Raw genomic sequence first — 22,958 nt, forward strand, 5'->3', positions numbered from 1 at the left:
AGATGTGCCAAACTGTGCCCATAAGTCAGACCTCCGGCGCATCGCCAATTCGAGACTCGACACTTCCCTCATTTGCCCCAATATCAGACCCATGAGCCTGCCCCCGGATTCCTCGACGACCTCAGAACCCGCACCTCTCTTTCGCAAGTGGTCGGGCGCAAGGTGATGTGGGATGCGCGCAAATCCAACCAGGGCAAGGGCGACATGTGGGCGCCATGCCCCTTTCACCAGGAAAAAAGCGCCTCTTTCCATGTGGATGACCGCAAAGGATATTATTATTGCTTTGGCTGCCACGCCAAGGGCGATGCGATTTCCTTTGTGAAAGACACCGAAAATGTCGGCTTTATGGAAGCGGTCGAGATTCTGGCGCGTGAAGCCGGAATGCCCATGCCCGCCCGCGACCCCCAGGCGCAGCAGAAGGCTGATAAACGCACCCAACTTATTGAAGTCATGGAGAAAGCGGTTCAGTTTTATTCCCTGCAAATGAAAACCGGGCAGGCGACTGGCGCGCGGGATTATCTGGTGGGTCGGGGGCTGGACCCGGCAGCACAAGAGCGTTGGCAGATCGGGTTCGCCCCGCCCGGCTGGCAATCCCTGTGGGACGCCCTGATTTCAAAGGGTATTTCCGAGGATCTCATCGTTGAATGCGGGTTGGCGAAACCGTCGCGCCAAGGCAAGAAACCCTATGACACCTTTCGCAACCGGATCATGTTTCCGATTCGCGATGCGCAGGGCCGCGCCATTGCCTTTGGCGGGCGGGCGATGGACCCGGATGACAAGGCCAAGTATCTGAATTCACCGGAAACCCCACTGTTCGACAAGGGCCGCAGCCTGTTCAATTTCGCCCCCGCACGCGAGGCGGCAGGCAAGGGTCAGCCGCTGATCGTGGCCGAGGGGTACATGGATGTGATTGCCCTGTCCGAGGCCGGATTTCCCGCCGCCATCGCCCCCCTCGGCACCGCCGTGACCGAAGATCAGCTGCGCCTCATGTGGCGCATCGCGGACGAACCGGTGATCGCGCTGGACGGCGACACCGCGGGCCTGCGGGCCGCCATGCGGGTGATTGATGTGGCGTTGCCGCTGCTGGAGGCGGGCAAGGGGCTGCGGTTCTGCCTGATGCCTCAGGGGATGGACCCGGATGATCTGTTGAAATCCCGGGGCGCGGGCGCGATGCAAAAGCTGCTGGATCAGGCGCGCCCCATGGTTGATCTGCTGTGGCAGCGCGAAACCGAAGGGGGCACATTCGACAGCCCCGAACGGCGTGCGGCTCTGGATAAATCCTTGCGTGCGGCCATCGGAAAAATCGCCGATCCACATATCCGCACCCACTATGGCGCTGCAATCAAAGAAAAACGCTGGGCGCTGTTCAACCCGCGCAAGCCCGGCGGGCGGGTCTGGCACCCCAAAGGCACGCCCGAAGTTGCGGTGCCCGCAACCCGGGCCTCGCAACTGGCGCAGGGCAATTCGACCATGGATGAGATGCTGCGTGAGGCGGTCATTCTGGCCGTGTTGCTGATCCATCCCGCCGTGATCGCCCAGTTCGAGGACGCGCTGGAGCGGTTGGAGTTTCTCGACCCGGATCACGCCCGCATTGCCGCCGGGCTGTTGCGCCACATGGATGCTGACGATTTGGGGGAAAAAATGCGCGAAGCCATTGGCCGTGGGCCCCTTGAAAAGCTGCTTCTGTCACGCCATGTCACGCTCTGCCCCGCAGTGCGCAGCCCGGGTGACGACGATGTCGCGGCGATCTGCGTGGCCGAGGAACTGAGCAAACTGCATGCCCGGCGTGGGGCGCGCCGCGAGATCGAAGAAGCGGTGCGTGACGCAGAGGCAACCGGAGATGAGGGCACGACCTGGCGTCTTGGTCAGGCCGCCGAAGCGCGCAACCGGGCCGAGCGGGCGCAAAACGAAGACAAGACAGAATTCGAGATCGGCGCCAATGGCGCGCGAGATCAGCCGGGACGAACGTCTGGCCTTTGATTCGCTGCTGGCGCAGATCAACAAAGACAATACAACCGGGTAAGGCCGTGACTCTCGGTGAGGGAACGGTAAACAGGGCAGAGTAAGCAGGGGTTGCGAGATCAGTGATTCGCAATGGATGATTCGCCATCACCCGCGAGATCGTTTTCGCCGTGGAAGGAGTGCCGAATGGCCGCCAAAGACACCGACGACCGGAACAAGCAGGTCGATCAGGACAATGAAGGTCTGGACATGAGCCAGGCCGCTGTCAAAAAGATGATCGCTGAAGCGCGGGAAAAGGGGTATATTACCTATGACCAGCTGAATCAGGTTCTGCCACCGGAACAGGTGTCTTCGGAACAGATCGAAGATGTGATGTCGATGCTGTCCGAAATGGGCATCAACATCATCGAAGACGAAGAAACCGAAGAAGAAGAGAACAAGGGCGCGACCGAACTGACCACAACGTCAGGGGCCCGCGATATGGTTCTGTCGTCGTCGGAAACCGAAAAGCTGGACCGTACCGACGATCCGGTGCGCATGTATCTGCGCGAAATGGGGTCGGTCGAACTGTTGTCGCGCGAGGGCGAAATCGCCATCGCCAAGCGGATCGAGGCCGGGCGCAACACGATGATTGCGGGCCTGTGCGAAAGCCCGCTGACATTTCAGGCGATTACCATCTGGCGCGACGAATTGTTGAACGAAGACATTCTGTTGCGCGACGTTATTGATCTTGAAACCACCTTTGGCCGCTCCATGGGCGAGGATGACGACGATGAGGCCGTCGTGCCCGGCGCCCTGAATGTGGCCGCCACTGCCACCGCCACACCCGCCCCCGCCAAGGACGAATCGAACCAACCCGAGCTGGACGCCGACGGAAACCCGATTTCCCAGGCCGATGATGATGACGACGACGACGAACAGGCCAATATGTCGCTTGCGGCAATGGAAAGCGCGCTGAAACCCCGCGTTCTGGAAATGCTTGAGGTCATTGCCCACGATTACGCCAAACTGTCGGAAATGCAGGATTTGCGGATGTCCGCAACCCTGAACGAAGACAACAGTTTCACCGAAGGCGCCGAAGCCGAATATCAGAAATTACGCAGTGAAATCGTGTTGTTGGTGAATGAACTTCACCTGCACAACAACCGTATCGAGGCGCTGATTGATCAGCTTTACGGCATCAACCGCAAGATCATGTCGATTGATTCCAGCCTTGTGAAACTGGCCGATCAGGCGCGCATCAACCGCCGCGAATTCATCGACGCCTATCGCGGATACGAGCTCGACCCGACCTGGATGGAAAAGATGGCCGAGAAATCGGGCCGGGGCTGGCAGGCATTTATCGAACGTTCGTCCGGGAAGGTTGATGAACTGCGCGGCGAAATGGCCCAGGTCGGCCAATATGTGGGCGTCGACATCAGCGAATTCCGCCGCATCGTGCAGCAGGTGCAGAAGGGCGAAAAAGAGGCGCGTCAGGCCAAAAAGGAAATGGTCGAGGCGAACCTGCGTCTGGTGATTTCGATCGCGAAAAAGTACACGAACCGCGGCTTGCAATTCCTTGATCTTATTCAGGAAGGTAACATCGGCCTGATGAAGGCGGTGGACAAATTCGAATATCGGCGGGGCTATAAATTCAGCACCTACGCCACTTGGTGGATCTCGTCAGGCGATCACCCGGTCCATTGCCGATCAGGCCCGCACGATCCGTATTCCGGTGCATATGATCGAAACGATCAACAAACTGGTGCGCACCGGGCGCCAGATGCTCCATGAAATCGGCCGTGAACCGACGCCCGAGGAACTGGCTGAAAAGCTTCAGATGCCTTTGGAAAAGGTCCGCAAGGTGATGAAAATCGCCAAGGAACCGATTTCGCTGGAAACCCCCATCGGGGATGAGGAAGACAGTCAGCTTGGCGACTTCATCGAAGACAAGAACGCGGTTCTGCCCCTGGATTCGGCCATTCAGGAAAACCTGAAGGAAACCACGACCCGGGTTCTCGCCTCGCTCACCCCGCGCGAAGAGCGCGTGTTGCGCATGCGTTTTGGCATTGGCATGAACACCGATCACACGCTCGAAGAGGTCGGTCAGCAGTTCAGCGTGACCCGCGAGCGCATCCGCCAGATCGAAGCCAAGGCGTTGCGCAAACTGAAACACCCCAGCCGGTCACGCAAACTGCGTTCATTCCTGGATCAATAGGAGGTCAGCCGTGTCATTTTGGTCACGATTGTTCGGGGGTGGCGGTAGCAGCAGTGCCCCAGCCGCGCCCGCAGAAATTCACGACGGCTTTGCCATCCACGCCGAACCGATCAATGAGGGCGGGCGCTGGCGCATCGCGGCCCGGATTGAAAAGGACATTGAAGGCGTGACCAAGAGTCACAAAATGGTGCGTGCCGATACATTGGAAAGCGCCGAGTCCGCCGCAGAAGCCTCTGTTGCAAAAGCGAAAATGCTGATTGACGAACAGGGCGACAAAATTTTCGGCTAAGCAGGATCGCGAGATATATTTCCCCGGGCGTGCTTGATTGCGGGCGATGACACCCCATCCTATGGGCAACCGAAAGGAAATTTCATGCGTTTTCTCGCCTGTGTCGCCCCGGCCATTATCTGCGCCGGGTTCGCCGTCAGCCCTGCCGCTGCTTTTGTGGCGTCCAACGATCTGATTGTTGAACCGCAGGGGCAGGGGTTCAACGTGGCTTATCACGGCAAATCCGGTGCGCGTGCCTTTTGGTGTGCGGCGGGGGAATACGCCGAAAAGGTTTTGAATCAATCGCCTGCGGCCACTCTTTATCGCAGTTCGGAACCGCCGCGCCGCGCGGGTCAGGGTATTTCATTTTCACTTTCACCCAGCGCGGCCGCGCGCAGAACCGGCCTTGCCACGTTCGGCGCCACCGGAGGCGGTATCTCGATCGCCCACGCGCGCAGCCTGTGTGACGCCGCGTTGTTCCCCACCCAATGACCACCCGTCACGGGGATTTTGAGGTTCCGACGCGCGGGCAGGGCCTGTATGAGCTAACGGATCAACTGCGTGATTGGGTGGCGGGCGATGGTGTTCTGAGCCTGTTCGTGCGCCATACGTCGTGTTCCCTGCTTATTCAGGAAAACGCCGACCCCGAGGTGCAGACCGATCTGGCGGCGTTTTTCGCCCGCCTCGTTCCACCAACCACCGATCCCGCGATGGCCTATCTGACCCATACCTATGAAGGCCCCGATGACATGCCGGCCCATATCAAGGCCGCGCTTTTGCCGGTCAGTCTGAGCATTCCGGTGCGCAACGGGCGCATGGTTTTGGGCCGCTGGCAGGGTATCTATCTGTTTGAACACCGCGATGCCCCGCACCGACGCCAGATCGCCGCCGCGCTACAGTGAATCCCGGCTGCAACACCTACATCTGGTGATGCTCAACGCCTCTACCCAAGGTCTGGCGGTTTCCCTATAACTGCGGTGGGAAATGACGGGAAGGGGCCAACATAGATGCGGTGTCCGTTTTGCGGGAATATTGATACGCAGGTGAAAGACTCGCGTCCTGCCGAAGATCATGTGGCGATCCGGCGGCGGCGGTTCTGCCCGGCCTGCGGTGGCCGGTTCACCACCTACGAAAGGGTGCAACTGCGCGATCTGGTGGTGATCAAAACCAATGGCCGGCGCGAAGATTTCGACCGGGACAAGCTGGAGCGTTCGATCCGCATTGCCCTGCAAAAACGCCCGGTTGAGCCAGAGCGGATGGACCAGATGATAAGTGGCATAGTGCGGCGGCTGGAATCCCTGGGCGACACTGACATCCCGTCAAAGGTGATCGGTGAGATCGTGATGGAAAGTCTGGCGCGCATCGACACCGTCGCCTATGTCCGGTTTGCCAGCGTTTACAAAAACTTTCAGGCCGCCGATGACTTCGATAAGTTCGTGAGCGAGCCTGCGCCCCAACGTCCCCCCGACACGTGAGCGCCGAAGATCTGCGCCACATGGCCCACGCCCTCACCTTGGGGCAGAGGGGGCTGGGGCGCTGTTGGCCCAACCCTGCGGTGGGATGCGTGATTGTCGCGGGTGGCCGCGTTGTCGGGCGCGGTTGGACCCAACCGGGCGGGCGGCCCCACGGCGAAACGATGGCGCTGGCACAGGCGGGGCAGGCGGCGCGCGGCGCGACGGCTTATGTCACGCTTGAACCCTGCGCCCATCACGGCCAGACCCCCCTGTGCGCAAGCCCTGATTGAGTCCGGGATTGCCCGCGTGGTCTGTGCCCTGGGCGATCCCGATAAACGGGTGTCTGGCCGCGGGTTTGCGATGCTGCGCGCCGCCGGGATTATCGTTGATATCGGTATCTGTGCCGATCAGGCGCGCCGCGATCAGATGGGTTTTCTGTCACGTATCAATCTGTTGCGCCCTATGGTTACGCTGAAACTGGCCAACAGTTTTGACGGGCGCATTGCCACGGCCACGGGGGATCCCGGTGGATCACCGGCGCGCTGGCCCGGCGCCGGGTGCATGCCCTGCGGATGAACCATGACGCAGTGCTGATCGGAGGCGGAACGGCCCGTGCGGATGACCCCAGCCTTGATGTGCGCGGTTTTGGCACCGTTGCGCAACCGGTGCGCGTGGTGCTGTCGGCCATGCTGGATCTGCCCCGCGATGGCCGGCTGGCCCGGTCGGCGAGAGATGTTCCCTTGTGGCTTGTCCATGGACCGGGGGCCGATGTGGCGCCCTGGCACCGCATGGGTGCGCGCACGTTCAAGGTGCCGGGGAACGGCCCGATTGACCCCACGCAGGCGTTGCATGCCCTTGGTGCGGCGGGGCTGACCCGGGTATTGTGCGAAGGCGGCGGGAGGCTGGCGGCTTCGATGTTGCGGGCGGGGCTGGTGGATCGGTTGATCGGGTTCACGGCCGGTCTGGCACTGGGGGCCGAAGGGCGGCCTTCGCTTGGGGATATGGGGATCACGGTGCTGGCAGAGGGGCCGCGGTTCACGTTGGACCGGCTGCGCAGCGTTGGCGGTGACGTGATGGCCGAATGGCGCCTAGCGCCACAGGTGGGCGCGACTGGCCAATAACCCCTGAGCCTTGGCCAAAAGGCGATTGGCCCGTCCGGGGTGCGGTACAATGCCGGTGGCAAGGCGGACCATGACCACCTCGACGGGGCAGGGCATATTGGTGACCGGGTCGTGATAACGCGGATAACCGATCAGCGTGGCATGGGCCAGTTGCGCCAGCGTCGGGCGTGCTTTGCGCCGCGCCGGGATGTCGCCCAGGTCACGGGTCAGGCCCCAACCGGCGTAGAATGGCGCGCCAAGGGTGGTCACCGGTACGCCGCGCAACAAGGCTTCGAACCCCAAAAGCGAGGTCATGGTCCAGACCTCGTTTACCAGTGCGATCAGCGCCGCAGGGTCGGCGCCATTGATGACGTGGGTGGCATATTGCAGTGCGATATCGGTTTCGATCCGCCCCGCGCGCAACCCCGCTTCGACGTCGGGGTGCGGTTTGTAAATGATCACCGCATTGGGGTTTTCGCGGCATGTGTGGCGCAGCAGATCAAGGTTCGTGGCGCAGTGGTTGCACCCCTTGCGGATTGATGCGTCATCTTCGACCTGCCCGGGAACAAGTATCCGGTGGCCAGGCGTGAGGGTGGGAACGGAATTGGCGCCAATATTGTATTTAGACAATTTATGGCGGTTTATTTCGCCGATCATCCGCTCTGAATGTTCGATTTCTGTAGGCGTCAGCATTCGCGATTCTGTGATGATCTGTTCCAGCCGCGATGGCCGGGTGGGATCGTAATAGATGCCAAGATCATCGGCGACCAATGATAGGGGCGGGATAAGGGTGGCCCCCAACCCGCGCGAACGCAAAAAGCCGTCCTCGACCCGCAGGATTCGCCCCTTGTGCGTCGCGCTTTCCTTGCCGGCCCACACCAGCAATCCGCGTCCGGTGCGCGCGGCAAGGGTGCTGGCCCGTGCGGCGTCATCCTGAAACAAAAGGCGTTTCTGGCGTCCGAACACCTGTTGCAGCGGGCGGCGCTTCCACAGGCGCATGCCGCTGGCCACGTGGCCGGAATGGTCATCACGCCACGCACGCACCTCGGCCTCCAGCACGTCGATGGCGGTTTCCAGATCGCACAGCCGGTCGGTGAACGGATTGTACCAGACCGGATAGAGGATCATCGCCGCGGCGAACAATTGCGCGCGCGTCAGGCGCCGCTCGCGTCTGGGGCAGGGGTTCTCATCTGCGGTGAGGCCCCAGCCGCCGTAAAACGGTTGTCCGAACACCCTGGGCCGGTGGCCAGCGAGGATCGCCTCAAACCCCATTTGCGACGTGACAGTATAGACCGCGATGGCCCCCTCCAGCAGTGCCCAGGGGGAAATGGCGGCGGTAAACAGGGACGTACGCGCATCTTCGTGATCTGGCCCGTAATGTCCGGTTCTGTGCCCTTGGGTGGTTTCAGGATGGGTTTTCAAAAGGATTTTTGCGCCGGGATGTTCGATTTGTGCAAATGCGAGCATCTCATCAAACAGCGCCTCCGACCCGGCCCCATGGCGGATCGAGGCATCGCCACGGGTCTGGTCGATTACCAGAACATAGCCGGGGTCAGGCGGCGGGCTGGCGGGATCATAGGCGTTGTATTTGCTCAGATGCGCGCGCTTTAGCCGGATAATCGCATCCCGTGCCCGGTTCAGCAGGGCCGTGTCATCAAGGGGGTGCGTGGCAAGAAGATGCTCCAGATCAGATGGTTGCGCGCTGTCGAAATGCGCGCCGCGCGTATCAAGATGCAACCCCAACGGCGGGCTGCCAGCGCGGCCCGGCAAGACCGACCGTAAAAAGGCATCTTCAACGCGCAGAATCGGCGCGCCCGTGGTTTTTGCCACGGATTCGCCGCGTGCCGAGGTGGGGGATTTGCCCCAGACACCGACCCAATCCTGCGCGCGCGGCTTGCCAAGAGATATCTTCCAGCCGGACAGGGCCAGGATGCGGCGAATGCGCCGCTTGGTCAGAAAACCACCATTATAAACGAAAAGCCGCCGGGGGAGGAAACCCCACCGGCGGCGTTATCTTCGCTGGGGTGGGCTGGGTCAGCCACTCGACCCCGAGCCCAGGTTATTCAGGGAATCCACGGTGGTCACGGCGCCGGTCAGAGCATTGAGAACCTTGGTCCACTGCACATAGGGCGCTTCGGTCACATAGACCGTATCCTGATCACGGATCGCAAAATCGCGGGCCTCGAACATGCCGGTGGGCGCCGTAAGATCAAGGACATAGACCATCCGCTGTGCGCCCTGAAGGTCCGTGCGGCCCAACACCTGATTGGCGATCTCCGCCGGTTCGTTGCGGAAAACGAACACGCCGGTGGGATCGGCCAGAGATGTGGAAAGACCGCCAACCTGGGCCAAGGCCTCGATCGCGCTGATGGTCTGGGATTCAAACGGCACGCGGTTCTGGGTGCCGGTGGCCCCCAAGGCGGTGAAGGAACGCGAATCTTCTTCGACCAGAATACGGTCGCCCCCGCGCAGGGCGATGTCGAGCCGCGGATCCTGATAGAGATCGGCGAACCAGACCTTGCCCTTTTGGCTGCCGCGGATAAGCGTCACCTGCGCAATTTCGGTGGGAATGGAAATGCCACCGGCGCGCGCCAGCATTGCCGAAAGCGTGCGGGTGGGCCGCTGAATGGCATAGACGCCCTGCGCGCCAACCCCACCGGAAACCGAAACTGTCGCCCCATCGCCGGCCAAACGGCGCACCTGCACCTGCGGATCGGGTGTTTGACTGTCGAGCTTTGACGTAATCAGGCGGCGGATTGTTTCAGGCGAATTGCCGGCGGCCCGGATCCGCCCGGCGTAGGGCACGAAAATGTATCCCGCACCATCGACCTGCACCTCGTCCAACACGGCGGATGGCGCGCCCTGGGGCACCAACAACCCGTCGTCGACGTTTTCAAAAACCGTCAAACCCAGGGTGTCGCCCGGCGCGATGGTGTCAGAGCCAACGATTCCGGCGTTTTGCAACGCATCGGAAAACCCCAGCGCGGGGGTTACAGACGTGGCGCGGGTCACACGATCATTCACGGTCACGACAAATGCATCGCCCGATCTTTGAACGGACCCTTCGAAAATTTCCTGCTTGGTCGGGCCAGAACGGGGCAAGCCGCAGCTTGCAACGGTGGCCACAAGCGCGGCCAGGGCGACGGACTTCGCCCAGCGCGATCCCTTGATTTTCACTGCTCGGTCTCCTCGACCTATGTTTCTGCCTCAAGTTTTTTTGTAAGCTACGGGGAAACCGAGGGAAAATCTACTCCTCCGGGCAGGTTGGCTATTTCACGATACGCAACTGTTGCCTTGGTGCCGCTGTGCCCCGTGTCAGCGCATCATAGGGATCGTCCTCGGCCAGCATCATATCGACCACCTGACGCAGCAATTGCCGCCGCCCCGAGGTGGAATAGAAACCGCCGGGAATCTGGCTGGTTTCAAGAAGATAATGGCGATAGTCGCGATAGGCGCGGCTGTCGGGGCGGGTGGGTTGCACAAAGAATTCGGCGATTGGCTGGGTGCTGACAAACTCGGGTTTGGCATAAACCGCCTTACCAAACACCTTGAGCGGCAATCCGCGCCACAGCACCTGTTGCGCGGCGGTTGAATTCACCGTCACGGCACTGCGCGCATGGTCGAGAAGTTGCGCCAACTTGCCGCCCCGCACATAATGCACCCGGTTTTCAACGCCGTACTGACGCGCGACGGCACGCACATCGCGCCGCTGAGGAACGCGCCCATCCTCAAGGGGGTGCGCCTTGAACACAAGGTGGTGATGGGTGGGGGCGCCTTTGGCAAACCCTTCAATCACCAGTTGCAGAAAATCGCGGGTGCCGGAAAAGGGCGAATGCTGTTGGAAATTGCTGTCATGCTCAAGTTGCAGCAAGGCGAGGTGATAGGGAAATCCGCCGCCACGGATGCGCATGGTCGCAACCACACGGTCGGCCCAAAGCATCGGCATCAGCATCAAGCGTTTGAGGTAAAGGCGAAATTCCTGCGTGACGGTCTGGGCGCGGTGGGGGCGGAAATTGGCATATCGGCGATTGGCCAGCATGACGAAGGCATGATAGGTGGCGCCATAAAAGATATGGTGACGCATGTCGCCCCACTGGGCCGGTGCCTCGGGTTGGTCCAGCTCGGCATTGGCCAGCGCATGCTGCATGTCGCCGATCGAGGTGTGCATCAGTGCCGAATTGCCGTTGGAGCCGCCCCGTTCATAGGTCACCCAATAGGGGCGCAGGTATCCTTCCTCAAACACATGCACCATGATGCCGCGCGCCCGGGCGCATGCGATGGCCTGCGCATGAATCGGGCGGGTATCGCCATAGATGACAATATCCGTGATGGCATGCCGGTCGAGCAGGGCGCAAAACCTGTCGGGCCAGGCCTCGGGCGTATCGGTATAGGCGTGAAAATGGGTGGGGTCGTGCCAGAAAAACTGATCCCCGCGGTTGAACCCCACTCGCCATGTTTTTGCCCCCGCGGCCCGCAGCATCCGCGACAGGCGCGCAAAGAACGGCCCATGGGGCCCTTGCAGAAACAGGAAATGGCGGTTGTCGGGTTTGCTCATCTGGCGGTGTACCCTTTGGGTGGAATTGTTCGCGAGCCAGAGACCATGGCCCAACGTGCCAATCATTGTCCCGAAATTCGACAAGGAAATGTCAACAGAGGGGCATTGTCGGGCCGATCTTTGCCTATTTGTGACACTTGAGTTGTCGCAATGGCCGCATTAGCACTGAACACGACAAGGAGACCGGCATGTTTACAGGCATCATCACCGATATCGGCAGTATTCTTGAAGTAGAGCAGCAGGGCGATCTGCGCGCCCGCATCGCCACCGGATACGATGTGGAGGGCATCGACATCGGCGCCTCGATCGCCTGTGACGGGGTGTGCCTGACGGTCGTGGCCCTTGGCACTGCGCCGCAGCCCTGGTTCGACGTACAGATTTCCGCCGAAACCGTGGGCGCGACGAACATCGGGCGTAACGGCTGGCCTCTTGGCAAGCGGATCAATCTGGAACGGGCGCTGAAGGTCGGGGATGAACTGGGCGGGCATATCGTGTCCGGTCACGTGGATGGCGTAGCCGAAATCACCGCCATGCAGGACGAGGGCGACAGCACCCGCGTGACCCTGCGCGCGCCCGGGGCTCTGGCCCGGTTCATCGCGCCAAAAGGCTCGGTCGCGCTCAACGGCACATCCCTGACGGTGAACGAGGTTGATGGCGCATCCTTCGGGATCAATTTCATCCCCCACACTAAAATCGCCACCACCTGGGGCGCCGTGGCCGTGGGCGATGCCGTGAACATCGAAATCGACACAATGGCGCGCTATGTGGCCCGCTTGCAGGAATTCGCGTGATCGCAAAAGCGAAAAGTGACCGGAGGGAACGATGAGCAACCTGGGACATAACAACGGCCCGTCGATGGAGCCGGGGCAGGGATTTCGCCGTCATGCCTGGGCCAAGGCGCGGCGCGATCTGCTGCCGCAGCTTCCGCTGAATGTGATCCGCCGCCGGGTGGCGCGGGCAAAGGAAATCGGGCTGGATTATCGCACCTATGCCACCGTGCGCGCCACGTCCGGGCGCGATATCATCGGGTTTCTGTTTTCCTCCAACGCTTTGCGTTTGCATCTGGCCAGCCAGAAAATGCCACCCGAACGGGCGGCGCATCTGCACCGGGTGGCCTGTGATCGCACCGTCCTGTTGCACCCACCCCATATGGCCGTGGCACCGGGCGAACCTCTCGACGCCGCCCATCCGGCCCCCGCCCCTTTGCGCTTTGGCGCGATCAACGGGCCGGTTTGCTTTCGGTCCTGCGCGACCGGGGCCTGCCCGCTGATGGTGTGATCCTGATTGGCGATGTCGCATTCGAGCGGGAATGGGCCGGTGCGGCAGGTCTGGCGGGCTATGTTCCGCAGGATCGGTTCTTTGGTGGCGATAACGGCAACGCAACAGCGGTTTGAGCGCTGGCCTTTGCCCGTGACCTGCGCTATTGCGCGCCCAAGCGTAGGAGCCGCCATGACCGATCATTACCACGACGCCGTGTCGTCCATCGAAGAGATCATCGAGGATGCGCGCAACGGGCGCATGTTCATTCTGGTCGATCACGAAGACCGCGAAAATGAGGGCGATCTGGTGATCCCCGCCGAAATGGCCACCCCTGAAATGGTGAATTTCATGGCCACCCATGGGCGCGGTCTGATCTGCCTGACCCTGCCGGGCGCTCGGCTTGACGCGCTCGGCTTGCCGTTGATGTCCACCCACAACTCATCGCGCCACGAAACCGCCTTCACCATCAGCATCGAGGCCCGCGAAGGCGTGACCACCGGCATTTCCGCCCATGACCGGGCGCTGACTGTTGCCACCGCCATCGATGAAACCAAAACCGGCGCCGATATCGCCACCCCGGGCCACGTCTTTCCCCTGCGCGCCCGCGAAGGTGGCGTGTTGGTGCGTGCCGGTCATACCGAGGCGGCCACGGATATCGCGCGCCTCGCGGGCAAGAAACCCGCCGGTGTGATCTGTGAAATCATGAATGACGACGGCACCATGGCGCGCCTGCCCGATCTGGTGGCTTTCGCCCAGCGGCACGGCCTGAAAATCGGGACGATCTCCGATCTGATCGCCTATCGCCGCCGTTACGACAATCTGGTGCGTGTTCAAAAGGAACAGGTGGTTCAAAGCGAATTTGGCGGCGAATGGACCATGCGGATCTATACCGACGAAACCCAGGGCGCCGAACATATCGCCTTGATCAAGGGTGATCCCTCGGGCGACGATCCGGTGCTGGTGCGCATGCACGCGCTTGACCCGATGCTGGATGTGATCGGCATTGGCGGGGCCGGGCGGGCGCGCGAATTTGGCGATGCGATGGAAATGATCGCGGCTGAGGGGCGCGGGGTGCTGGTGCTGCTGCGTGACCTGCACATGAAGCTGTCGGCAGAAAACGAAGTATCGCCCCAAACCCTGCGTCAATATGGTCTGGGCGCGCAGATCCTGTCATCGCTGGGCATTTCCCGGCTGATCCTGCTGTCCAATTCGCCCCAGCCCAAGGTTGTCGGGCTTGATGCCTATGGCCTTGAAATCACAGGCACCCGCAAGATATCGGAGATCGGATAATGGCCGGAACCGCCCATTACACCCCGCCCATGCCCGCGTTCGATGAGCCGGTGAAACTGCTCATTGTCGTGGCGCCGTATTACAAGGACATCGCCGATGATCTGGTCGCCGGGGCAAAGGCGATGATCGAAAGCGTCGGTGGCACATTCGATCTGATCGAAGTGCCCGGCGCGCTTGAGGTGCCCACCGCCATCCGCATCGCCCAACGCACCAGCAATTTTGACGGTTTCGTCGCGCTGGGTTGCGTGATCCGGGGCGAAACCACCCATTATGATACGGTCTGCAACGACAGTTCCCGCGCGCTCACGCTGTTGGGGCTGGATGGGTGCTGCATCGGCAATGGTATCCTGACCGTGGAAAACCATGCTCAGGCGGCAGTGCGGGCAGGGGAACAGGACAAGGGCGGCGGTGCCGCTGCGGCAGCGTTGCATTTGGTGGCCCTGTCGCGCAAATGGGCGCGCACGCCCAAGGGCATAGGATTTCAACCGGGCAGTTACCGCCTGGCAGGTGAGACGGACGGTTCGACAAACGCATGACATCCCCGACCAAAAGACAGATGAAATCGGCCTCGCGGCTTTATGCGGTTCAGGCGTTGTTCCAGATGGAGCATTCGTCCCTGACCATCGAAAAGGTGCGCGCCGAGTTCGAAAATCACCGGTTCGGCGCCATCTATGAGGGCGACGAGATGATCGAAGGCGACGTGACCCATTTCCGCCGCCTGCTGGATGATGCCGTGAACAATCAGGCCAAGATCGACCAGATGACCAACCGGGCCCTGGTGGCGAAATGGCCCATCGCCCGGATCGACCCGACCCTGCGGGCGCTGTTTCGTGCCGCCGGGGCCGAACTGATCGGCGGCGACACGCCGCCACGGGTGGCGATCACCGAATATGTCGATGTGGCCAAGGCGTTCTTTCCCGATGGTCGCGAGCCCAAATTCGTGAACGGCGTTCTCGATCACATGGCCCGCGAAGCCCGCCCCGACGCGTTCAGCTAGGCGTTCCGCTGCCGCCGGGCGCCAATCAAAAAATGGAATGCGCCGCAGGCGCGCCTTTGGATCAGCCCTTTGCGGGAACGGCCATGATCAGACAGGTGGTCGATCCGGTGGCATAAAGCCGCCCGTCGTTGGCGTCGCGGATTTCGCCGTGGGCCACCCCCGTTGATCGTCCGGCGTGATCGACAATGCCCGTGGCCAGCACCTCGGTGCCCGGCGCAATCGCCCGGGTGATGTTGATCTTGTATTCCAGCGTTGTGTAAAATGATCCCTGCGCCACCGTGGTCATCACCGCGCAGCCCAGACAACTGTCCAGAATCGCGCCGTACCACCCGCCGTGAATGCCCCCCGAGGGGTTCATGTGATCGAACGCGGGGGCGCCACGAAAAACCACGCGCCCCGGCGCGATGTCATCAAGGTGAAAGTTCAGAACCCGGCCAATGGACGGGGCGGGCAATTTACCATCGCGCAGCCGCTCCATGAACTCCATCCCCGACATCGACAGGATCGTCTCGCGGTCGGGTAATTGGCTGGCATCGTCGGGAAAATACATTGGCGCGTCCTTTTACAGTCGCGCCAATCTGGCTGGTTCAGGCGACGTTCTCAAGAACCACTTTCTGGCTTACCCCCAAAGCATGGCACACATCGCGGGTCAGATGCGGCTTGTTCAGGGTGTAAAAATGCAGATCCTCCACCCCTTCGGCCATCAGCGTGCTGCACAATTCGGTGCAGATCGCAGTGGCCAGCAACTCTTCGCGGTCGTCGCGGATGGCGGTGGTGAACGCATCGTCCAGCCACTTTGGCACCGAGGTGCCACACCGCGTGGCGAACCGTTTCACACCGTTCCAGTTCTCGATCGGCAGGATGCCGGGAATGACCGGCGCGTCGATCCCCGCTTTGACACAGGCATCGCGGAACCGCAGGAACGTGTCTGCCTCGAAAAAGAACTGGGTGATCGCCGATGTGGCACCAGCGTCGATCTTGCGCTTGAGAAACTCCACATCCGCCGTATCGCTGGCCGCTTCGGGGTGGCGATCAGGATAGGCGCCGACGCGGATGTCGAAATCGCCGGTCCGCGCCAATGCTTCGATCAATTCGATGGAATTGGCGAATCCCTCGGGGTGGGGGGCAAAGCCGGTGCTGCCCTTGGGCGGATCGCCGCGCAGGGCAACGATCTGGTTCACGCCTGCATCCTTGTAAGACTGGGCAATGGCCAGGGTTTCATCGCGGGTGGCATCCACACAGGTCAGATGGGCGGCCACGGGCAGGTTGTAATTGCGGTGCAGCAGGCCCACCGCCTCGTGGGTCAGGTCGCGGGTGGTGCCACCGGCGCCGTACGTGACCGACACGAATCCCGGATCAAGCGGCGCAAGCGTCTGAACCGTGTCCCACAGGCGGAACGACGCCTCCAGCGACTGGGGCGGGAAGAATTCGAATGAAACGGTCGGGGTGGGCATGGCGCAAATCCTGATTGGTGTTGCCCCCTTGTGCCGGAATCCCGTATGTGAAGCCAATTCATAATTTTCATCAACATCATGAGGCGGCCATGCATATCGAGTTTCGCCATCTGCGCACGATCAAGGCAATCCATGATGCAGGCGGCGTTGCGCGGGCGGCTGACCAGTTGAACATCACCCAATCTGCGCTGTCCCATCAGGTGAAGGGGTTGGAGGATCAGGCAGGCGTTGAATTGTTCGTGCGCCGCTCCAAACCCCTGAAACTCTCGGCGGCGGGAATGAAACTGTTGCGCCTTGCGGAACGGATTTTGCCTGAAATCGCCGCCATGGAGGATGATTTTGCCGGTCTTCTCAGTGGTAAATCCGGGCGTTTGCATATCGCCATCGAATGTCATGCCTGTTTTGAATGGCTGTTTCCGGTGCTTGAAAAGTTCCGCCACGCCTGGCCCGATGTCGATGTCGATATCCGCCCCGGCCTTGCCTTTGGCGCGCTGCCTGCGTTGCAAAAGGAACAGGTTGATCTGGTGGTGTCGTCCGACCCGGAAAACCTGCCCGGGGTCGATTTCAGCCCGCTGTTCGATTATGCGCCGGTTTTCGTGGCTTCGGCCAACCATCCATTGGCAGCACGGGATTTCATCGAGGCCGGGGATTTTCGCGAAGAAACCCTGATCACCTATCCGGTAGAGCGTTCGCGTCTGGATGTGTTCACTGAATTGCTGATCCCGGCCAAGGTTGAACCGCGTGCATTGCGGCAGGTGGAATTGACCGCCGTGATCCTGCTGTTGGTCGCGTCGGGGCGCGGGGTGTCGGTGTTGCCCGATTGGGTGGTGCGCGAGGTGCGCTATAACTCTGACTATGTGACCCGCCCGCTCACCGCCAAGGGCGTGACAAAGCGCCTCTATGCCGCGACCCGGGCCGAGGATACGACCGTGCCGTGGATGGCGCATTTCCTGCGTCTGTGCCGCAGTGAGCCGGTGAAGTTGCAACGCGGCGATGGTTAAGCGGCAAGTTGGGGTTGGCTTTTGCACGGCCCCGGTGTATCGCGCGAGCTTGGAATTTAAGGGTTGGATGCGATGCAGGGCAGTGCAAATCTGAATGTGATGATCAAGGCCGCGCGCCGGGCGGGGCGTTCCCTGGTCAAGGATTTCCGCGAGGTCGAGAATTTGCAGGTGTCCGCCAAGGGCGCCGGTGATTTCGTGACCAAGGCGGATCTGACCGCCGAGGCGATCATCCGAGAAGATCTGATGGCGGCGCGCCCCAATTACGGCTGGCTGGCCGAAGAAAGCGCCCCGGTCGAGGGCAAGGATCCGACCCGGCGCTGGATCGTCGATCCGCTGGACGGAACCACGAATTTCCTGCACGGGCTGCCCCATTGGTGCATTTCCATTGCGTTGGAACATAAGGGTGAAATCGTTTCGGCCGTGGTGTTCGACCCCGCCAAGGACGAAATGTTCGTGGCTGAAAAGGGTGGTGGCGCCTGGATGAACGAAAGCCGGGTGCGGGTTTCGGGGCGCCGGTCGCTGATCGAGGGGATCTTTGCCTGTGGCGTGCCCCATTCCGGCGCGCCGGGGCTGCCTGAATTGCTGCGTGAATTTGGCCGCGTTCTGCCTGCCGTGGCCGGGGTGCGGCACTGGGGATCGGCGGCGCTGAACCTGACCTATGTGGCGGCGGGCCGGTTTGATGGATACTGGGAACGGCGGATGAAACCCTGGGATGTTGCCGCCGGTCTGTTGATCTGCCGCGAAGCTGGCGCGCTGCTTGAACCGGTGCATGAAGGCCGTTCGATGCTGGAGCATGGCGAAGTGATCGCGGCCAACGAACCGCTGTTTGATGGTTTTGCGAAACTGGTGCGCGGCTAGGGTTTTCTGTCTGACGGATGGTTGCGGCCATCCACCCAAGTGATCGGATCGTGATCGGGCAGGTGGACGCCCTCAAGACAGGCGGCGTTGATTCCCACCTCTTGCGGATTGCTGCGCCGGTTGTGGTGGGTATAGATCCCGCAAGTCTTGCAAAAATGGTGACGCGCGGTTTTCGTGCCGAATTGATAGGTTTGCAGATTTTCGCCGCCTTGCACAATTTCAACATTATCGCGGTGTGCCGTCACAGCGGCGGCACCACGTTTTGCACAAAACGAACAATCGCACCGGCGCAGCGTATTCATCCCATCGCTGAGCGTCACCTCAAGAACAACCGCCCCGCAATGACATGTCGCCCTCATCTCCGGCCTACCCGGGGAATGGTGGTGGGCGACAGTTTGTATTGCGCCGCAGGGTGGGGCGGGTGGCCGCGCGTGCGGTCCCAGAATGTTGTCGCGCCAAGGCGCAGCCACAGGGGCATGGTCATCGCCAATCCGGCGATAAACCCGCCCGCATGCGCCCAATAGGCCACACCGCCGCCATCGGTTGGGGTGTTGAGGCCGGAAAACATCTGAAGCGCAAACCAGATGCCCAGAACGATCCAGGCCGGAATTGGAAAGATGCGGAAAAAGATCACGAAAATGATCAGAACATCCACCCGCGCCCGTGGAAACAGCAACAGATAGCCGCCCATCACCGCCGCAATCGCCCCCGAGGCGCCGACCATGGGAACCGGTGATCCGGGGTTGGCCAATGTCTGTGCCAACCCGGCCGCAATGCCCCCGATCAGATAAAAGCCAAGAAACGGCAGATGGCCCATCTCATCTTCGAGGTTGTCGCCGAAGATCCACAAAAACAGCATGTTACCCGCAAGATGAAGCAACCCGCCATGCAGGAATTGCGAGGTTACATAGGTCACAGGCGCGGATTTGGCCGGGATCAACGCCCAGTTGTGATAGAACATCCCCTGCGCGTTGGCACCGCTCAGGAACGCCAGCCCCCACAGAAACACCGCGATATTTGCGGCAATCAGGGCGTAGGTCACAAACGGCGTGCGCAGGGACGGATTATGATCGCGAATGGGAAACATCGGCCAAAGGGTTGCCCGTGTTTCCCACGTTGGTCAAGCGGTTGCCGCCTCGGCCAGAAGTTGCGCGTTGCCCCCCGACGCGGTGGTGTCGATGCAGATGTGGCGTTCATGGGTGCAATCGTTGGCGGTGATCGCCCCTGTGATCAGCGGCACGATGGCGCCGGGGCGGCGCGACAGGGCCAGCGCGATGGCGCGCGCAGTGTCGTCATCGCCCCACCAGACCACGCCGCCCATGGCGGGCAGGGCATCCAGTGATGCCGGGTCCAGTGGCGGGCAGGGCAGGGCGGTGCCGCCCTTGGCCGCGACATCGCGCATCTGCGCGGCGCGCGCCGTTTCGCCCGGCCCCATGCACAGGATCGGCGGGCGCGGATGCACCGAAAGCCGGTTCGATCTCGCCCGTCGGCCCCGGCAGATCGCGCGGATCGCGCCGGTTGGGCGCCGCCCCCGGGCAAGACGGCGCGCCAGCGCAGTCAGATCGGCGGCGTTGCGGCTGTCTTCCTGCCCTTTGATTGCCGTCGCGGGTTGGGTGAAACGTGGCAGATAGGACGGGCCGCCCGCCTTTGGCCCTGTCCCGGAAAGCCCTTCTCCGCCAAAGGGTTGGCTGCCCACTACGGCGCCAATCTGGTTGCGGTTGACGTAAAGATTGCCCGCATGGATGCGGTCGGTCACATGCTGCACCCGGGTGTCGATCCGGGTGTGCAACCCAAAGGTAAGGCCATAGCCGGTGGCGTTGATCGCGCCGATCACAGCGTCGATTTCATCGGCCCCGAACGTCGCCAGATGCAGAACAGGGCCAAAGATTTCGCGTTTCATGGCGGCGATTCCGGGCACCTCGATCACGGTCGGGGGCAGGAAATGCCCGGTTTTCGGCGCGCCCACTTGTTTGAGCATCCGCCCCTCGGCCCGGGCGGCGCGGATGTGGGCGATGATGGTTTCATGGGCGGCTGCGTCAATCAGCGGGCCGCAGTCGGTGGCGATCTCCCACGGGTCACCAAGGGCAAGCTCATCCATCGCACCAAAGAGCATCTGTTTGAATTCCTTGGCAATATCTTCCTGCACATAAAGACAGCGCAGGGCCGAACATCGCTGACCGGCCGATTGAAACGCCGACATGATCACATCGCCCACGGCCTGTTCCAACAGGGCGGTGGAATCGATGATCATCGCGTTCAGCCCGCCGGTTTCAGCGATCAGGGGCGCGCCCGGGTCCATATGCCGGGCCATGTTGGCGCGGATTTTCAACGCCGTCGCGGTGGAACCGGTAAAGGCGACGCCCTGCACCCGGGCATCGCCCGTCAGCGCGGCCCCGACATCGCCGTCACCGGGCAGAAATTGCAGGGTGTCGCGCGGAACGCCCGCCGCGTGCAGCAACTTTATGGCGGCATGGGCGATCAGCGGGGTCTGTTGCGCCGGCTTGGCCAGCACCGCGTTGCCTGCGGCCAAGGCCCCCGCGATCTGGCCGGTGAAGATGGCCAGCGGGAAATTCCACGGTGAAATGCAGGTGAACGTGCCCCGCGCCGGGCGGGCGAGGGATTGCGCCTGTTGGGCGTAATAGCGCAGAAAATCAACGGCCTCGCGCAGTTCTCCGGTGCTGTCGGGCAGGGTTTTCCCGGCCTCGCGGGCGAGAATGGCAAAGAGCGGGCCAAAGTTTTGCTCATATAGATCGGCAGCGCGGTTCAAAATCCGCGCGCGTTCCGCCACATCCGCCCCCCAAGGCCGGGCGGCGGCCAGCGCGGTTTCCACATCGCTGTCCGAGGCATCAGCGACGCTGCCCACGGTTTGGCCATCAACCGGGCTGGGCATCGGATGCGCCGGTTTCGGGGCGGCGTCACCGGCGATGATCGGGGCCGCTTCGGGCTGTGCCTCTTGGTGGGGCGCGCGGGCCGCGTCGATCAGCGCGAGGGTTTTGGCATTGCTCAGATCCCAGCCTTTGGAATTGTCCCGGTCTGAATACAAGGCAGTGCCAGCGCGCACCGGCGCCTTGCGCGCGATCTGTTCAAAGGGGTCGGCGGCGACTTCGGTGGCGGGGACGTTTTCATCGACGATCTGGTTCACAAAGGATGAATTGGCGCCGTTTTCCAACAGGCGGCGCACCAGATAGGCCAACAGATCACGATGCGCGCCCACCGGCGCATAAATCCGGCAGCGGGTCTTTTCCTGTTCCAGAACAATATCATGGAGCCGCTCGCCCATCCCGTGCAGGCGTTGAAATTCGAACGTCGTCTTGTCATCGGCCATGTGCAGGATCGCGGCCACGGTGTGGGCGTTGTGGGTGGCGAACTGCGGATAGATCCGGTCAGTCATGCCCAACAGTTTGCGCGCATTGGCGATATAGCTGACATCGCTGGCCGGTTTGGCGGTGAACACCGGAAAGGATGGCATGCCCAAAGTCTGGGCGTGCTTGATCTCGGTGTCCCAATAGGCGCCTTTGACCAGCCGGACCATGATCTTGCGATCCAGCCGCGTGGCCAGGTCATGCAGCCAATCAATGGTGGGCGCACAGCGCAGGCCATAGGCCTGCACCACCACGCCAAATCCATCCCAGCCTGCCAGTTCGGGATCGGCCAGCACCCGCTCGATCACCTGAAGCGAGAGGCTCAGGCGGTCGGCCTCTTCGGCATCGACGTTGAACCCGATTTTAAGGCGGGCGGCCTGGCGGGCAAGGGCGATGACCCGGGGGACCAGTTCATCCAGCACGCGGTGGGTCTGGGCCACCTCATAACGGGGATGCAGGGCGGAAAATTTCACGCTGATGCCGGGGTTTTCCCGAATGTCGCCATGGGTGGCGGCGGGGGCCATGGCATCGATCGCGCGGGCATAGGCGGTGGTATAACGCGCGGCATCGGCGGCGGTGCGCGCCGCTTCGCCCAGCATGTCATAGCTGTAGGTATAGCCGCGCTTTTCCATGTTGGCGGCGCGGGTCATGGCGGCAGGCATTGTTTCGCCCAGCACGAATTGCCGGCCCATTTCCTTCATTGCGCGGGCCACGGCGGTGCGGATCACCGGTTCGCCCAGCCGTTTGACCGCGCCGCGCAACGTGCCGGCGATGCCCGGCTTTTCATCGCGCAACACCTTGCCCGTCAGCATCAAGGCCCAGGTCGAGGCGTTCACCAGACTGGACGAGGAGCGGCCCAGGTGCGTGCCCCATTGGGACGGCGCGATCTTGTCTTCGATCAGCTCATCAATGGTATCGGCGTCGGGCACGCGCAACAGGGCCTCGGCCAGGCACATGAGCGCGATGCCTTCCTCGGTGGACAGCCCGTATTCGGCCAGAAAGACCTCCATCAGCCCCGGTCGCGCCGATTTGCGGATCGCAGTAACCAGTTCGGCCCCGCGGTTGCTGATCTGTGTGCGGTCGGTTGCGGACAGGGCCGCAGTGTCGATCAACGCGGTCAGCGTGGCATCGGCATCGGCGTATTTGTCGGCCACAAAGGGCAGGGCGGGGGCATGGGGTGTGTCGCGCATGGGCAGGCCT

General features: G+C 61.8%; 22 protein-coding genes and 2 pseudogenes. 16 read left to right on the forward strand and 8 right to left on the reverse strand.

Translation table 11 applies throughout. The features are described 5' to 3' along the window. Positions 1-165: 165 nt before the first annotated feature. The 9 genes and pseudogenes from dnaG to AC0L7P_RS08450 all read left to right on the forward strand — a co-directional run bounded on the left by dnaG (position 166) and on the right by AC0L7P_RS08450 (position 7,002). Positions 166-1,980 carry a DNA primase gene (dnaG, locus tag AC0L7P_RS08410; RefSeq protein ID WP_473435290.1) on the forward strand — a complete coding sequence of 605 codons (1,815 nt, stop codon included), beginning with the start codon at positions 166-168 and terminating at the stop codon, positions 1,978-1,980. A gap of 168 nt (positions 1,981-2,148) precedes the next feature. After that, a pseudogene (gene rpoD, locus AC0L7P_RS08415) lies at positions 2,149-4,159 on the forward strand (RNA polymerase sigma factor RpoD). Between the two features lie 10 nt (positions 4,160-4,169). Next, positions 4,170-4,448 (forward strand): HlyU family transcriptional regulator, encoded by a 279-nt coding sequence (locus AC0L7P_RS08420; protein ID WP_473435291.1) that lies wholly within the window; start codon positions 4,170-4,172, stop codon positions 4,446-4,448. 84 nt (positions 4,449-4,532) lie between these two features. Continuing rightward, on the forward strand, positions 4,533-4,919 hold the full coding sequence (locus tag AC0L7P_RS08425) for a hypothetical protein (RefSeq protein WP_473435292.1): 387 nt from the start codon (positions 4,533-4,535) through the stop codon (positions 4,917-4,919). After that, positions 4,916-5,329: a secondary thiamine-phosphate synthase enzyme YjbQ gene (locus tag AC0L7P_RS08430; RefSeq protein ID WP_473435293.1), complete on the forward strand. Its 414-nt coding sequence runs from the start codon at positions 4,916-4,918 to the stop codon at positions 5,327-5,329. Before AC0L7P_RS08425 ends, AC0L7P_RS08430 begins: the two co-directional genes overlap by 4 nt. Positions 5,330-5,434: 105 nt before the next feature. Further along, positions 5,435-5,902: a transcriptional regulator NrdR gene (nrdR, locus tag AC0L7P_RS08435; RefSeq protein ID WP_473435294.1), complete on the forward strand. Its 468-nt coding sequence runs from the start codon at positions 5,435-5,437 to the stop codon at positions 5,900-5,902. Further along, positions 5,899-6,171, forward strand: coding sequence for a hypothetical protein (locus AC0L7P_RS08440; RefSeq protein WP_473435295.1), 273 nt, complete (start codon positions 5,899-5,901; stop codon positions 6,169-6,171). Before nrdR ends, AC0L7P_RS08440 begins: the two co-directional genes overlap by 4 nt. Positions 6,172-6,187: 16 nt before the next feature. Further along, complete coding sequence (locus AC0L7P_RS08445; protein WP_473435296.1) at positions 6,188-6,457, forward strand: hypothetical protein; 270 nt, start codon at positions 6,188-6,190, stop codon at positions 6,455-6,457. After that, positions 6,454-7,002, forward strand: coding sequence for a RibD family protein (locus AC0L7P_RS08450; RefSeq protein WP_473435297.1), 549 nt, complete (start codon positions 6,454-6,456; stop codon positions 7,000-7,002). Before AC0L7P_RS08445 ends, AC0L7P_RS08450 begins: the two co-directional genes overlap by 4 nt. On the opposite strand, the pseudogene AC0L7P_RS08455 reads toward AC0L7P_RS08450, so the two are convergent. The 3 genes and pseudogenes from AC0L7P_RS08455 to AC0L7P_RS08465 all read right to left on the reverse strand — a co-directional run. Beyond that, positions 6,970-8,970: pseudogene (locus AC0L7P_RS08455) on the reverse strand (capsular polysaccharide biosynthesis protein); the annotation flags it as partial. The gene AC0L7P_RS08450 and the pseudogene AC0L7P_RS08455 sit on opposite strands and share 33 nt — an antisense overlap. A gap of 45 nt (positions 8,971-9,015) precedes the next feature. Continuing rightward, on the reverse strand, positions 9,016-10,158 hold the full coding sequence (locus tag AC0L7P_RS08460) for a polysaccharide biosynthesis/export family protein (protein ID WP_473435298.1): 1,143 nt from the start codon (positions 10,156-10,158) through the stop codon (positions 9,016-9,018). Positions 10,159-10,249: 91 nt separating this feature from the next. Continuing rightward, entirely contained in the window at positions 10,250-11,536 is a 1,287-nt protein-coding gene (locus tag AC0L7P_RS08465) for a capsule biosynthesis protein (RefSeq protein ID WP_473435299.1), read from the reverse strand. Positions 11,537-11,724: 188 nt separating this feature from the next. On the opposite strand from AC0L7P_RS08465, the gene AC0L7P_RS08470 reads away from it, so the two are divergent. The 5 genes from AC0L7P_RS08470 (at position 11,725) to nusB (ending at position 15,083) form a co-directional block, all read left to right on the forward strand. Continuing rightward, positions 11,725-12,327: a riboflavin synthase gene (locus AC0L7P_RS08470; protein ID WP_473435300.1), complete on the forward strand. Its 603-nt coding sequence runs from the start codon at positions 11,725-11,727 to the stop codon at positions 12,325-12,327. Between the two features lie 31 nt (positions 12,328-12,358). Further along, a complete protein-coding gene (locus AC0L7P_RS08475) occupies positions 12,359-12,814 on the forward strand; it encodes a hypothetical protein (RefSeq protein WP_473435301.1) in 456 nt (151 codons plus the stop codon). 171 nt (positions 12,815-12,985) lie between these two features. Then, positions 12,986-14,086 (forward strand): 3,4-dihydroxy-2-butanone-4-phosphate synthase, encoded by a 1,101-nt coding sequence (gene ribB, locus AC0L7P_RS08480; RefSeq protein ID WP_473435302.1) that lies wholly within the window; start codon positions 12,986-12,988, stop codon positions 14,084-14,086. Further along, complete coding sequence (locus tag AC0L7P_RS08485) at positions 14,086-14,622, forward strand: 6,7-dimethyl-8-ribityllumazine synthase (RefSeq protein ID WP_473435303.1); 537 nt, start codon at positions 14,086-14,088, stop codon at positions 14,620-14,622. The genes ribB and AC0L7P_RS08485 overlap by 1 nt, the downstream gene beginning before the upstream one ends. Next, positions 14,619-15,083, forward strand: a complete 465-nt coding sequence (nusB, locus tag AC0L7P_RS08490; protein WP_473435304.1) for a transcription antitermination factor NusB — start codon at positions 14,619-14,621, stop codon at positions 15,081-15,083. The genes AC0L7P_RS08485 and nusB overlap by 4 nt, the downstream gene beginning before the upstream one ends. 61 nt (positions 15,084-15,144) lie before the next feature. On the opposite strand, the gene AC0L7P_RS08495 is transcribed toward nusB, so the two are convergent. Then, complete coding sequence (locus AC0L7P_RS08495; RefSeq protein ID WP_473435305.1) at positions 15,145-15,633, reverse strand: PaaI family thioesterase; 489 nt, start codon at positions 15,631-15,633, stop codon at positions 15,145-15,147. Positions 15,634-15,670: 37 nt separating this feature from the next. Next, a complete protein-coding gene (metF, locus tag AC0L7P_RS08500; RefSeq protein WP_473435306.1) occupies positions 15,671-16,537 on the reverse strand; it encodes a methylenetetrahydrofolate reductase [NAD(P)H] in 867 nt (288 codons plus the stop codon). An 89-nt stretch (positions 16,538-16,626) separates the two neighbouring features. On the opposite strand from metF, the gene AC0L7P_RS08505 reads away from it, so the two are divergent. Both AC0L7P_RS08505 and AC0L7P_RS08510 read left to right on the forward strand, forming a co-directional pair. Beyond that, positions 16,627-17,538, forward strand: coding sequence for a LysR family transcriptional regulator (locus AC0L7P_RS08505; RefSeq protein ID WP_473435307.1), 912 nt, complete (start codon positions 16,627-16,629; stop codon positions 17,536-17,538). Positions 17,539-17,610: 72 nt separating this feature from the next. Continuing rightward, the gene (locus AC0L7P_RS08510) at positions 17,611-18,396 is read left to right on the forward strand and encodes an inositol monophosphatase family protein (RefSeq protein WP_473435308.1); all 786 of its coding nucleotides are present in this window, start codon (positions 17,611-17,613) and stop codon (positions 18,394-18,396) included. Here AC0L7P_RS08510 and AC0L7P_RS08515 read toward each other — a convergent pair. From AC0L7P_RS08515 to putA, 3 genes are read right to left on the reverse strand one after another with little or no spacing between them, the layout of a single operon-like run. Next, a complete protein-coding gene (locus AC0L7P_RS08515) occupies positions 18,393-18,755 on the reverse strand; it encodes a GFA family protein (protein WP_473435309.1) in 363 nt (120 codons plus the stop codon). The genes AC0L7P_RS08510 and AC0L7P_RS08515 overlap by 4 nt on opposite strands. Then, positions 18,752-19,483 carry a rhomboid family intramembrane serine protease gene (locus AC0L7P_RS08520; protein ID WP_473435310.1) on the reverse strand — a complete coding sequence of 244 codons (732 nt, stop codon included), beginning with the start codon at positions 19,481-19,483 and terminating at the stop codon, positions 18,752-18,754. Before AC0L7P_RS08520 ends, AC0L7P_RS08515 begins: the two co-directional genes overlap by 4 nt. A 33-nt stretch (positions 19,484-19,516) precedes the next feature. Next, a complete protein-coding gene (gene putA, locus AC0L7P_RS08525) occupies positions 19,517-22,948 on the reverse strand; it encodes a bifunctional proline dehydrogenase/L-glutamate gamma-semialdehyde dehydrogenase PutA (RefSeq protein WP_473435311.1) in 3,432 nt (1,143 codons plus the stop codon). Positions 22,949-22,958 lie beyond the last annotated feature (10 nt).

It is taken from the genome of Oceaniglobus sp. K40-3, assembly GCF_055808395.1.